10 protein-coding genes and 1 pseudogene are annotated in these 12,135 nt (G+C 71.3%); 4 read left to right on the forward strand and 7 right to left on the reverse strand.

Translation table 11 applies throughout. From position 1 onward, the window contains the following. Positions 1-68 precede the first annotated feature (68 nt). Positions 69-905, reverse strand: a complete 837-nt coding sequence (locus D7V97_RS30695; RefSeq protein WP_255424846.1) for an SAM-dependent methyltransferase — start codon at positions 903-905, stop codon at positions 69-71. 113 nt (positions 906-1,018) lie between these two features. Then, positions 1,019-1,579 carry a NifU family protein gene (locus D7V97_RS46830; protein WP_120614187.1) on the reverse strand — a complete coding sequence of 187 codons (561 nt, stop codon included), beginning with the start codon at positions 1,577-1,579 and terminating at the stop codon, positions 1,019-1,021. Between the two features lie 199 nt (positions 1,580-1,778). Here D7V97_RS46830 and D7V97_RS30705 point away from each other — a divergent pair, with 199 nt between their 5' ends. The 4 genes from D7V97_RS30705 (at position 1,779) to clpA (ending at position 6,157) form a co-directional block, all read left to right on the forward strand. Continuing rightward, on the forward strand, positions 1,779-2,219 hold the full coding sequence (locus D7V97_RS30705) for a hypothetical protein (RefSeq protein WP_120614188.1): 441 nt from the start codon (positions 1,779-1,781) through the stop codon (positions 2,217-2,219). Between the two features lie 93 nt (positions 2,220-2,312). Further along, on the forward strand, positions 2,313-3,473 hold the full coding sequence (locus tag D7V97_RS30710; RefSeq protein WP_120614189.1) for a GNAT family N-acetyltransferase: 1,161 nt from the start codon (positions 2,313-2,315) through the stop codon (positions 3,471-3,473). Between the two features lie 56 nt (positions 3,474-3,529). Then, entirely contained in the window at positions 3,530-3,856 is a 327-nt protein-coding gene (locus D7V97_RS30715) for an ATP-dependent Clp protease adaptor ClpS (RefSeq protein WP_120577101.1), read from the forward strand. Positions 3,857-3,859: 3 nt separating this feature from the next. Next, complete coding sequence (gene clpA / locus D7V97_RS30720) at positions 3,860-6,157, forward strand: ATP-dependent Clp protease ATP-binding subunit ClpA (protein ID WP_120614190.1); 2,298 nt, start codon at positions 3,860-3,862, stop codon at positions 6,155-6,157. A 93-nt stretch (positions 6,158-6,250) separates the two neighbouring features. On the opposite strand, the gene D7V97_RS30725 is transcribed toward clpA, so the two are convergent. From D7V97_RS30725 to D7V97_RS30745, 5 genes and pseudogenes are all read right to left on the reverse strand, one after another. Continuing rightward, on the reverse strand, positions 6,251-7,873 hold the full coding sequence (locus D7V97_RS30725; protein ID WP_120614191.1) for a methyl-accepting chemotaxis protein: 1,623 nt from the start codon (positions 7,871-7,873) through the stop codon (positions 6,251-6,253). A 94-nt stretch (positions 7,874-7,967) separates the two neighbouring features. Continuing rightward, complete coding sequence (locus D7V97_RS30730; RefSeq protein WP_120614192.1) at positions 7,968-9,032, reverse strand: chemotaxis protein CheB; 1,065 nt, start codon at positions 9,030-9,032, stop codon at positions 7,968-7,970. Further along, positions 9,029-11,206, reverse strand: coding sequence for a response regulator (locus tag D7V97_RS30735; RefSeq protein WP_120614193.1), 2,178 nt, complete (start codon positions 11,204-11,206; stop codon positions 9,029-9,031). The genes D7V97_RS30730 and D7V97_RS30735 overlap by 4 nt, the downstream gene beginning before the upstream one ends. Continuing rightward, positions 11,196-11,741, reverse strand: coding sequence for a chemotaxis protein CheW (locus D7V97_RS30740; RefSeq protein ID WP_120614194.1), 546 nt, complete (start codon positions 11,739-11,741; stop codon positions 11,196-11,198). The genes D7V97_RS30735 and D7V97_RS30740 overlap by 11 nt, the downstream gene beginning before the upstream one ends. After that, positions 11,738-12,135: pseudogene (locus D7V97_RS30745) on the reverse strand (SAM-dependent methyltransferase); the annotation flags it as partial. The gene D7V97_RS30740 and the pseudogene D7V97_RS30745, both read right to left, overlap by 4 nt.

Raw genomic sequence — 12,135 nt, forward strand, 5'->3', positions numbered from 1 at the left:
CAGTCATCCAGCTCCAAGACCATCCCCCATCTTCCGCGAGCCGCCCCCACCCGAAGGCAGGGGAACCCTCAAGCCTCGCGCTCGTCCGTCCCGGGCACGGCCCCCGGAGCGGCTTCCCCTTCAGACTCCGACTCCGCGGCCGAACCTTCCGGCGCCGAGCCCTCCTGCACCCCCGAGCCTTCTGTTCCCGCGGGCATGATGCCCAACAGGCGCGTCAGCCGGGGCTGCACGCCCGTCTCCGCGAGCAGCGCCTGGAGCTGCAGCCGCGCGCGCCGGTTGTCCCGGTGCACGCGCCGCCCGAGGATGAGCTCGTTCTTCAGCGAGTGCTCCCACCCGGTCAGCTCCGTCACCGTCACCTGGTAGCCGAACGACTCCAGCGTCAGCGCGCGGATGACGTTCGTCAGGTGCGAGCCGAACTCGCGCCGGTGCATGGGGTGCTGGAAGAGCAGCGACATGGAGCCGGGCCCCTTCGCCTTCTTCTCCTTCAGCTGCGCGGCCACCTCCGCCTGACAGCACGGCACCACCGCCACGTGGTCCGCGCCGTGCTTGATGGCGGCCACCAGCGCGTCGTCGGTGGCGGTGTCGCACGCGTGCAGCGCCATCAGCACGTGGATGCGCTCGGGGTACTGGGCCTCGTCGATGTGCGCCGTCTGGAAGCGCATCCGGTCGAAGTGCAGCCGCTCCGCGCGGCCCTTCGCCCGTTCGGTCAACTCCGGACGGCCTTCGATGGACAGCAGCTCCCCCGCCTGGGCGTCCTTGAGGAACAGCTCGTAGACGATGAAGCCCAGGTACGCGTTGCCGCTGCCGGCGTCCACCACCACGGGGTTCGGGTGGCGGGCCTGCACGTCGTCCATCGCGGGGCGGAGCAGGCCCACCAGGTGGTTGACCTGCTTGAGCTTGCGCAGCGCGTCCGCGTTGAGGTGTCCCTCGCGCGTGAGCAGGTGCAGCTCGCGCAGGAGCGCGGGGGACTGGTCCGGCAGCAGCTCCTTGCGGACCTGCGGCGCTTTGACGTTCCGTCTCAGACGGACACCACTTCCATCACTTCGGGGATGGCCTCACGCAGGCGGCCTTCGATGCCCATCTTCAGCGTCGCCGTGGACGACGGGCAGCCCGCGCACGAGCCCTTCATGTGCAGGTACACGATGCCGTCCTCGAAGCGGTCCAGCGTGATGTCGCCGCCGTCCTGCGCCACCGCCGGCCGGATTTCATCGTCCAGGATGGTCTGGATGCGCTGCTCCACGGAGCCTTCCAGCGACGTCGTCTGCCGCGCCGCCGCGAGCGCCGCCTCGTCCACCACCGGCAGGCCCTCCGTCAGGTGCGTGTCCAGGGTGGACATCACGGAGTCGTTGAGCTCGTCCCACTCCCCGGAGTCGCCCTTCGTCACGGTGACGAAGTTGCTGCCGAGCATCACCGCGGTGACGCCCTGGATGTCCATCAGGCGCAGGGCCAGGGGCGACTTCGCCTCCGCGTCCCCCCGGTTGGTGAAGTTCACGGCGCCGCCGCCCAGCAGCTTGCGGTCCACCACGTACTTCAACGTGCTGGGGTTGGGGGTCCACTCGAGCTGGATGTTCACGGACATTCTGTTCTCCCTACGAAAGTCTGCTTCCTCTAAGGCGCGCCGGGCCCCATAGCAACCTGTCCGGCTGTCAGGCAAACGCGCAGCCTGTTCCATTCACTCCGGATGGAGCCCGGAGCCCTTCCGATGTAAGACACCGGGTCCCCGTCCGTCCGGTCCGGGGGCCCCTCCCTCTTTCCTGCCCTCCCGGCGAGGTTTCCCCATGTCCTTCCCGCCGCGCCTCGCCCACCTCGCCACCCGGGCGGTGGTGGTCGCCAAGCTGGGGCCTACCTACGCTGCCGCCCACAGCCTCGATTCGGAGGAATCCGCCCAGCGCCTCTCCACCGCGCTCTCCGGACGGCTCTTGACGTCGCTGCTGGACGCCACCTGGGCCCAGATGCTCGGCGCGACCAAACGTCTCACGGAGGACGGTCTCCTGGAGAAGGTGGCCGCCACCCTGGGCGACCGGCCCCAGCGCCCGGGCAAGGTGGCGACCACGACGCCCGGCTGGAGCGCGTTCCTGGTGCTGGTGGACCTGGAGGCGGGCACGGCCAGTGACGCCGCGCGCCGGGTGATGGAGTCCGACGAGGGCCGCAAGCGCGGTGCCGCCGGGCTCCAGGAGGTCGCGGCCTTCCTCGCCGCGGAGCTGACGCGCGGCAAGTAGGGGCAGGGCCGCCGGGCAGGCGTGGCGGCAGGCGACACGCGCCGTTATAGGCTGGCGCTCGGCCCGTCCGCGTCGGCCTCCGCCTGCCCTGCCATGTCCGCCCCGCTCCCCACCACGCTGCGCCTGCTCACGTCCATCACCGACGTGCCCCAGCTGGCCTGGGACGCGCTGGTGGACGCGGGCTCCACGCCCTTCCTGGAGTGGGCCTTCCTGGCCGCCCTGGAGGAAAGTGGCAGCGTGGTACCCGAGCGCGGCTGGCACCCCCGGCACCTCACCCTCTGGCGGGGCTCCCGGCTGGTGGCCGCCGCGCCCGCGTACCTCAAGGACGACAGCCAGGGCGAGTTCGTCTTCGACGCCGCCTGGGCCACCGCCGCCGAGCGCGCCGGCCTGCGCTACTACCCCAAGCTGGTGCTGGCGGTGCCCTTCACGCCCGTCACCGGCCGCCGCGTGCTGGTGGCCCCCGGCGAGGACCGCCCCACCCGCGAGGCGGAGCTGTACGGCGCCGCCCTGGAGTACGCCCGCGCGGAAGGCCTCTCCAGCGTCCACGTCCTCTTCCCCACGCCGGAGGAGCTGCCGGTGCTGGAGGCGCAGGGCTACGCGGTCCGCCTGGGTGTGCAGTACCAGTGGACCAACGCGGGCTACCGGACGTTCGACGACTTCCTCGGCCGCTTCCACTCCAAGCGGCGGCACCAGCTCAAGCGGGAGCTGCGCGCGCCCCAGGCCCAGGGCATCACCCTGCGCACGCTCCGGGGCGACGCCCTGGAGGAGCTGGACGCGGCGGACGCCTGGCGGCTCTACGTGTCCACGGTGGACCGCTATCCGTGGGGCGTGCGCTCGCTGACGCCGGACTTCTTCGCGCGCCTGCTCGGCCGCTTCCGGCACCGGTGTGAGTTCGTGGAGGCGCGGCGGGAAGGCCGGAGGGTGGCGGGGGCGTTCAATTTCACCGGGCCGCGGACGCTGTTCGGTCGTTATTGGGGAGCGCTTGAAGCGCACCCGTTCCTTCACTTCAACGTGTGCCTCTACCACCCGGTGGAGGACTGCATCGCGCGGGGACTGGAGCGCTTCGAACCGGGGACCGGGGGCGAGCACAAGCTCACCCGGGGGTTCGAGCCGCACCTCACGTACAGTGCGCATCTGTTCCTCCACCCCGGGTTGGACCGGGCGGTGCGCGGCTTCCTGGCGCACGAGCGGGCAGCCGTCGAAAGCGGCCTGCCACTCTGGTGGGCGGAGACGGGTTTCAAGGAGCGGGTCTGAAGTTTTCCAGGGCCCGCCAAGGTTCGCGAAGCGAAGGCAAGGGAGTCCGCAAGCCCATGGCGCAGAAGCACCAACACGATGACGGCCAGGTCGTCACGGAGGCCGTCCCCAAGCAGAAGCTGAAGAGGCCGACGCTCTACAAGGTCCTCCTGCACAACGACAACTACACCACGCGGGAGTTCGTGGTGGCCGTGCTCAAGGAGATCTTCCACAAGTCAGAGACGGATGCCGTGCAGATCATGATGCACGTTCATTACAACGGCATCGGCGTCGCCGGCGTTTATACCTACGACGTCGCCGACACGAAGCTCAAGACAGTGGAGGCCGCGGCGAGGGACAACGGGTTCCCCCTGCGGCTGTCCATGGAACCCGAGGAAGGCTGAACCGTGGCAGGACCATCGATTGCCAAAGAATTGCAGGCCAGCTTCCGCACCGCGCTCGACGAGGCGCGGAAGATGCGCCACGAGTACCTGACGCTGGAGCACCTGCTCCTGGCCCTCACCCGTGACTCGCGCACCCGCGAGGTGCTCAAGGCCTGCGGCGCCAACGTCAAGCGCCTGCAGGAGAACCTGACCTCCTTCCTGGAGGAGACGGTCGAACGGCTGCCCGACGACGTGGACGCGGAGCCCCAGCAGACCATTGGCGTGGAGCGCGTGCTCCACCGCGCCGCCATGCACGCCCTGTCCGCCGAACAGAAGTACATCGACGGCGGCGACGTGCTCGTGGCCATGTTCCGCGAGGAGGAGAGCCAGGCCCTCTTCCTCCTCCAGCAGGAGGGCGTCACCCGCCTGGACCTGCTCAACTTCATCTCCCACGGCATCAGCAAGGACGGCGAGGAGACCGGCGACAGCAGCAGCAGCAGCCGGGGCGCCGCGCCCGCCGGGGACGATGAGGACGGCGAGTCGACGCGCAAGAGCCCGCTGGAGGCGTACGCCACCCAGCTCAACGCCGAGGCGAAGGCGGGCCGCATCGACCCGCTCATCGGCCGTGACAAGGAGCTGGAGCGCACCATCCAGGTGCTCTGCCGCCGCCGGAAGAACAACCCGCTCTACGTGGGCGAGGCCGGCGTGGGCAAGACGGCCATCGCGGAGGGACTCGCGCTCCACATCACCGAAGGCCGCGTGCCCGAGGCGCTGAAGGACGCCGTGGTCTACTCGCTGGACATGGGCGCGCTGCTCGCGGGCACCAAGTTCCGCGGTCAGTTCGAGGAGCGCTTGAAGGGCGTGCTCAAGGCGCTCCAGGAGCTGCCCGACGCCATCCTCTTCATCGACGAGATCCACACCATCGTCGGGGCGGGGGCCACGAGCGGCGGGTCCATGGACGCGTCCAACCTGCTCAAGCCCGCGCTGGCGAGCGGCCGGCTGCGCTGCATCGGCTCCACGACGTTCCAGGAGTTCAAGGCGTCGTTCGAGCGCGACCGCGCCCTGTCCCGGCGCTTCCAGAAGATTGAGGTGGCCGAGCCCAGCGTGGAGGACACCGTCCTCATCCTGGAGGGGCTGCGCAGCCGCTACGAGGAGCACCACCACGTGAAGTACGCGGAGGGGGCCCTGCGCGCGGCGGCGGAGCTGGCGGCCAAGCACATCAACGACCGGTTCCTGCCGGACAAGGCCATCGACGTCATCGACGAGTCGGGCGCGGCCGAGCGGCTGAAGCCGGAGGGCGTGCGCACCGGCAACGTCACCGCGCACGACGTGGAGCAGGTCGTCTCCAAGATGGCGAAGATTCCGGCCAAGAGCGTGTCCGCCAGCGAGGGCGTGCAGATCCAGAACCTCGACAAGGAGCTCAAGGGCGTCATCTTCGGCCAGGACAAGGCCATTGAAGAGATGGTCAGCGCCATCAAGCTGTCGCGCTCCGGCCTGCGTGCACCGGAGAAGCCCATTGGCAGCTTCCTCTTCTCCGGCCCCACGGGCGTGGGCAAGACGGAGCTGGCGAAGCAGCTGGCGCAGAGCCTGGGCGTGGAGTTCCTGCGCTTCGACATGAGCGAGTACTCGGAGAAGCACACGGTGAGCCGGCTCATCGGCGCGCCCCCGGGCTACGTGGGCTTCGACCAGGGCGGTCTGCTCACGGACGCCGTGCGCAAGCACCCGTACGCGGTGCTGGTGCTGGATGAAATCGAGAAGGCCCACCCGGACCTCTTCAACATCCTGCTCCAGGTGATGGACCACGCGACGCTCACGGACAACAACGGCCGCAAGGCGGACTTCCGCAACATCATCCTCGTGCTGACGACGAACGCGGGCGCGCAGGAGATGAGCACCAAGGCCATGGGCTTCGGTGACACCGGGGTGGTGGTGGACGGCGCGCGGGCGAAGAAGGCCATCGAGCGCACCTTCACGCCGGAGTTCCGCAACCGGCTGGACGGCTGGATTTTGTTCTCCGGCCTGCCCCCGGAGGTCATCCTCAAGGTCGTGGACAAGGAAGTGCGCCTGCTCCAGACGGTGCTCGACGAGAAGAAGGTCAAGCTGGAGCTCACGCCCGCCGCGCGCGCGTGGCTCGCGGAGCACGGGTATGACCCGGCCTTCGGCGCGCGCCCCATGGCGCGGCTCGTGGACAGCTCCCTCAAGAAGCAGCTCGCGGAGGCCCTGCTGTTCGGCGCCCTCAAGGGCGGCGGCATCGCCCGCTTCGACGTGGTGGACGACGCGCTGAAGCTCGTCTCCCAGTCCGCCGAGGCCGTGCCCGCGTAAAGGCACGGAAGACAGCTTGAAACACCGAGGCCCCGGGCCCCCACGTGATGGGGACTCGGGGCCTTCGTGTTTCCGGCGTACTGCTCGCCGGGTCTAGTCCTTCTTGGCCTCGACGCGGTAGGCGCCGACGGCGCTGGAGAGCTGCTCGGAGATGATCTGCAGCGTGGTGGCCGCCTCGCCGGTGGACCCGATGCGGGCCACGGTGTCGTCCATCATCTTGGACAAGTCGTTCACCGCGAGGGTGATCTGATTGATGCCCACGTTCTGCTGGTTCACCGCGGCGGCGATCTGCCGGACGGCGGCGGCGTTGTCCTGCACGATGGAGGACAGCTCGCGCAGGTTCTGCCCGCTCGCGCGCACCTGCTCCAGGCCCACCTCCATGCGCTCCGCGCCGCGCTCGGTGATGCGCACCGCCGCGGTGACGGAGGCGGCGATGTCGTCCAGCAGCTCCCGCACCCGCGTGGTCGCCTGGATGGACTGGTCCGCCAGGGCGCGAATCTCGCGCGCCACCACGCTGAAGCCCTTGCCGTGCTCGCCGGAACGCACCGCTTCAATGGCCGCGTTGAGCGCGAGCATGTTGGACTGATCCGCCAGGTCCTTCACCGTCTGGGTGATGCCGCCAATCTGACGGGTGCGCTCGCCCAGCTCCAGAATCTTCTCCGCGATCTCCCCCACCTGCGCGCGGATGTCGTTGAGCCCCGCCATCGTCTGCTCGATGGAGGCCTCGCCCGCCTTCGCCAGGGTGTCCGCGCGCTCGGCCACGCTGAGCACGCTCTCCGCCTTCTGCGCGGCCAGCGTGGAGGTCTGCTTGATCTCCTGCGCCGTCACCTGCGTCTCCTGCAGCGCGGCGGCCTGGCGCGAGATGGTCTGCGCCTGGTCCGTGGAGGACGCGTTCAGGTGGTCGGTGGACTGGGTGAGCGCGGTGGCCGCGTGCTGGAGGTTGATGGTGACTTCCCGCAGCTTGCCCACCATCTGCGAGAAGGAGTTCGACAACCGCCCCACCTCGTCGTTGCCCCGGGCGGTGATGGGGCGGGTGAGGTCGCCGGACTCCACGATGTGGCCCGCCACCGACGTGAGCTCCGCCAGCGGGCGCACGATGCTCCGGCCGAACAGCGCCGCCAGCACCACGCCGCCCGCCTCCAGCAGCAGCGCGAACAGCAGCATCTTCCAGCGCAGCGTGTTCACCTTGTCGTCGATGAACTCGCGCGCCATGCCCACGTGCACGGTGCCCAGCCGTCCCTCCGCCACGGGCGCCGCGACATCCAGGGCGCGCAGCGTCTTGCCCCCGCGCAAGAGCCGTACCTCCGGGATGACGTGCGTGCCGTCGCGGCCCGCCGACGTCTTCGTCTTCGCCTCGGTGGCGACCTTCAGCGCCTCCGGGAAGGCGCCCGTGAACGAGTGCACCAGCACGTAGCCCGTGGGGTCCTGGATGAAGAGGTACGCCAGGTCATCGCGCTCGCGGAAGACCTCCAGCAGCGGCTGGAGCGACCCCATGCCGGCGGACACGCCCTGCTCCGCGGCGATGGCCAGGCTCAGCGCCACGGCCTCGCCCTCGCTGGCGTGGCGCTCCTCCAGGTTGGCCTCCATCTGCCGCGTGGCGATGAGGGTGAGGAAGAGGGCCACGGTGGCGCTGATGACGGCCGTGACGAGCACGAACTTCGGCGCGAGCCCGAGCCCACGGAAGAAGGAGAGGCGGAGCGGGGCAGTCGGCTTCAAGGGGACTCTCCTGGGACCCTGGGTTCAGACGGCCGACCGTCGGCCCTCTGGCACCCGGGCCACCGCACGGGGGTGCGGCTTGCTGGCGGGAGGCTCATCGGGGGCCGCCCTCCGGCCCGCGCGAGGGGCGGAACGTGGGGCGCTGGCAGCTCTGCAGGATGAGCTCCGCCACGGACGACAGGGGCACGCCCCCGTCGGTGGCCTTCAGCTCCACCGCGGCGCGAGGCATGCCGTAGACGACGCTCGACGCTTCGTCCTGGGCGAAGGTGACGCCGCCAGCGATGCGGATGGCCAGCAGGCCCCGCGCGCCGTCCTCGCCCATGCCGGTGAGGACGCCGCCGCCGCAGCGCCGGCCGTACGCCGCCGCCAGCGACTGCAGGAGCACGTCCCCGTTGGGGCACGGCCCGCCCTGGGTGCGCTGCAGCCGGGCCAGGCCCGCGCTGTCCACCAGCAGGTCATGGCCGTCCAGCGGGAAGTACACCCGGCCCGGCTCCAGCCGCTCGCCGTCGCGCGCCATGATGACGTTGAGCTCGCACACCTGGGACAGCCAGCGCACCATGCCCTGCGTGAAGCCCACCGTGATGTGCTGGGCGATGAGCACCGGCACCGGCAGGTCCTTGGGCAGCTTGGAGAGCACCTCCGCCAGCGCGGGCGGCCCGCCGGTGGAGGCCACCAGCCCGAACACGTCCACCCGCGCCCCGGTGGGCAGCGGCTGCGGCTGACTGACGCGCGGGCGGCGGGAGATGACGGGCACCTCCGCCATCAGGCACACCGAGTGCGCCAGCTCCCGGCCCCACTTGCGCAGCTCCTCCGCGTTCGTGACGTTGGGCTTGCCGATGAGCTCCAGCGCCCCGGCGCTCATGGCCTGGAAGCCCAGGTCCACGCCGCGCTGCTCCGCCACGGCGCTCACGACCAGGATGCGCGCGGGCGCCTGGGACATGATGTGGGCGATGGCCGCCGGGCCGTCCAGGCCGGGCAGCAGCAGGTCCATGGTGATGACGTCCGGGCGCAACAGCCGCGCCAGCTGCACGGCGCGGTTGCCGTCCGCCGCCCGGCCGACGACCTCGATGCGAGGCTCCTCGGTGAGCAGCGCGGTGAGCGTGTTGGCCATGGTGGGCGAGTCGTCCACCACGAGCACGCGGATCTTCTTCGTGCTCAAGCGCGGCTCCCCCGGCGGCTCATCACGTCGAGCACCTCGGCGAGCAGGCGGCCCGCGGCGCACTCGCGCTTGCTGAGGAAGCCGTCCGCGCCGGCCGCCAGCCCCCGCTCACGGGCCTGCGCGCTGTCGTGCGCGGACACGAGGATGACGGGCAGCGTGCGCGTCTCCTTCTTCTCCCGCAGTCGGGCGATGAGCTCCGTGCCGTCCATCTCCTCCATGTCCAGGTCGCAGATGACGACGTCGTAGGTGTCCGCGGCCAGCCGCTCCAGCGCCCGGGCCCCGCTGGCCGCCAGGTGCACCTGGAAGCCGCCCGCCTCCAGCATCGCCCGGTGCAGCGCGCGCGCGGTGAGCGAGTCGTCCACCACCAGCGCCCGCCGGCTCGCCGCCGACACCTGCGTCTTCTCCGAATCCGACACCACCCAGTCCGGCCGGAGGATGAGCAGGAGCTCGCCGCGGCTGAGCGTCGCCGCGCCCTGCCAGGCCGCCACCTCGCGCACCTCCGAGGGCAGCGGGCGGATGACCAGGTCCCGGTCCCCCACCACCGCGTCCACCACCAGCGCCACGCGCCGGCCGCCGCTCTGCACGACGAGCATCGGCTGGCCCTCCGCGGGCGGCGCCGACGCGCGCAGGCCCAGCCGCGCGCCCAGGTCCACCACCGGCAACAGCTGTCCCAGGTGCTCCAGGTGCGCCCGGCGCTTGCCCACGCGCAGCGAATCCGCGCGCGCCAGCTGCGTGGACTCCACCGCCAGCATGGGCAGGCCCACGTACTGCTCCAGCGCGCGCACCATCAGCACGGGTGAGCTGCCCAGATCCACCGGCAGCGTGAGCACGAAGCGCGTGCCCTGCCCGCGCGTGCTGGCCACCTCGATGCGCCCCTGCAGCGACTCCACCGTGGCGCGCACCGCGTCCAGCCCCACGCCGCGCCCGGAGGTGTCCGTCACGTCCGAACGGGTGCTGAAGCCCGCGCTGAAGATGAGGTCGCGCACCTGGTTGTCGTTGAGGCGCGCCATCTCGTCCGCCGTCACCAGCCCGCGCTTCTCCGCCACGCGGCGCACCGCGACCAGGTCGATGCCGCGCCCGTCGTCGCTGGCCTCCAGGTAGAGGAGATTTCCCTGCTGCTCCACCCGGAGCGTGAGCGCACCCTCCTGGTGCTTGCCGGCCTTCTCACGCTCGGCGGGCATCTCCAGGCCGTGGTCCACCGCGTTGCGCAAGAGGTGCACGAGCGCGCCCTGGAGCTTCTCCAGCAGGCGCCGGTCCAGCGACACCTCCGCGCCCACCACCGACAGCCGCGCCTCCTTGCCCAACTGGCGCGACAGGTCGCGCACCATGCGCTGCAAGGGCTCCAGGATGGTGCGCGTGGGCCGCGTGGTGATGGCCTTGAGGCCCTCCTCCAGCGCGTCCACGATGTCGCTCGTCTCCTCGCCGTCGGTGCGCAGCGAGCGGCCCGTGCCGGACAAGAGCGTGCGCGCCTCCGCCGTCTCCGCGAGCAGGCCCTGCTTGGCCAGCAGCGTGGACACCCGCTCCAGCTCCCGGCTGCGCTCCTCCACCCGCAGGCGCACCTCGCGCAGGCGCTCCACCTCGCGCATCAGCGACGTCACCTGACGCGCGCTCACCCGCCAGCCCGAGTCCGCGGACTCCCCCTGCGGATCCGACGAGGAGGGAGCACCGGGCTCCGAGGGGCCCGCGCCCACCAGGGACGGCGCCTGGGGTTGCGCCTGCGTGTGGGCGTGCGCGAAGGCCCCGCCCGGCAGCACCGAGGCGGCCTCCGGCGGCGGCGCGGACGCGACCAGCTGGGCGAGCGCGGCGGCGGGGTCCGGCAGGTAGTCCCCCCGGCCATCCGCGTGCGCCTGGGCGCGCAGCATGAACAGGTCCAGCCCGTGCAGCAGGATGTCCACCACCGTGCGCGGCATCTTCTGCGTGGTGGCCTTGAGCGGCGCCAGCGCGTCTTCCAGCCGGTGCGCGATGTCGCCCAGGTCCTGGAGGCCCAGCGACGAAGCGCTGCCCTTCAGCGTGTGCAGGTGCCGGCCCAGCCGGGTGTAGATCTTCGCGAGCGCGTCGTTCTCCAGCCCCTCGCGCTCCAGCTCCAGCAGGTCCATGGTGACCTTCTGGATGACCTCCTGCGCCTCCACGGCGAAGCCCGCGACCAGGCCCTGCAGCATCGGATCAACGGCCATGGCGCACCCCTGCTTCCGACACGGAGAACAGGCGCTTCGGGTTGATGAGGTGGATGAGCTGCCGGTCCTGCGTGAAGACCTCCATCACCGGCCCTTCCGACCGCGCGCGCGCGGCCTCCACCGACGCGAGCGACAGCGTGGTGGGGCGCGGGATGGCCTCGCAGTCCAGCGCGCACAGCTCGCCGTCGCCCCGGTCCACCACCAGCAGCACGGCCGGGTCCTGCCGCCACCCGTGGCCGCCCAGGAGCGACGCCAGGCTCAGCGCCGACAGCACCTGCCCCTGGAAGCGCAGCACGCCGATGACCGCGGGCTCCGACAGCGGCACGGGCGTCACCATGCGCAGGGGCAGCGCGGCGCGCAGCGACTCCAGCGGCAGCGCGTAGCGCTCCTCGCCCAGGGGGAACTCGGCGATCCAGTGGACCGCCTCCTCCACGGACGACTCGCCCTGCTCGCGCAGGCGCGCGGCCCGGCGCGCGAGCAATTCGCGCGTCTCTTCTGCCAGGGCCTCGTCCACCATCCGCGGCGTCCCCTTCATTCCAGCGCCCCCAGATTCAGGTAGGCGTCCGCGGACGCCAGGTAGAAGCGCGCAGGCAGCGCCTCCGGTCCATCCACCAGGGTGTCTGGCGGCAATTGTCCGGCGCGCGTGCGCAGCGCGCGCATCAGCGGGAAGGCCGCGTCCCGGGCTCCGGCGCGCTCACGCAGCAGCGCCAGCTCCAGCAGGCCCGGCAGGTAGTCCGGCGCCTGCTTCACGAGCAGCTCCAGCACCGCCGTCGCGCCCGCCACGTTGCCCTCTTCAATCCGCTCCAGCGCCTGCAGGTGCAGCCGCGCGGGGGACGGCGGCGGCGACGGAGGCGGCGGGGGCATGGCCGCCAGCGGCGCCGACAGCCGGCGCGGCGGGGGCGTGACGCGGGACAGGGGCCCGGCCAGGG

The organism is Corallococcus sp. CA053C (assembly GCF_003611675.1).
Lineage (GTDB): Bacteria > Myxococcota > Myxococcia > Myxococcales > Myxococcaceae > Corallococcus.

Coding starts and splice junctions, on each gene's coding strand:
- D7V97_RS30715 (WP_120577101.1), top strand. CDS start 3,530: ATGGCGCAGAAGCACCAACACGATGACGGCCAGGTCGTCACGGAGGCC.
- D7V97_RS30710 (WP_120614189.1), top strand. CDS start 2,313: ATGTCCGCCCCGCTCCCCACCACGCTGCGCCTGCTCACGTCCATCACC.
- D7V97_RS30735 (WP_120614193.1), bottom strand. CDS start 11,206: ATGGCCGTTGATCCGATGCTGCAGGGCCTGGTCGCGGGCTTCGCCGTG.
- D7V97_RS30740 (WP_120614194.1), bottom strand. CDS start 11,741: ATGAAGGGGACGCCGCGGATGGTGGACGAGGCCCTGGCAGAAGAGACG.
- D7V97_RS46830 (WP_120614187.1), bottom strand. CDS start 1,579: ATGTCCGTGAACATCCAGCTCGAGTGGACCCCCAACCCCAGCACGTTG.
- D7V97_RS30705 (WP_120614188.1), top strand. CDS start 1,779: ATGTCCTTCCCGCCGCGCCTCGCCCACCTCGCCACCCGGGCGGTGGTG.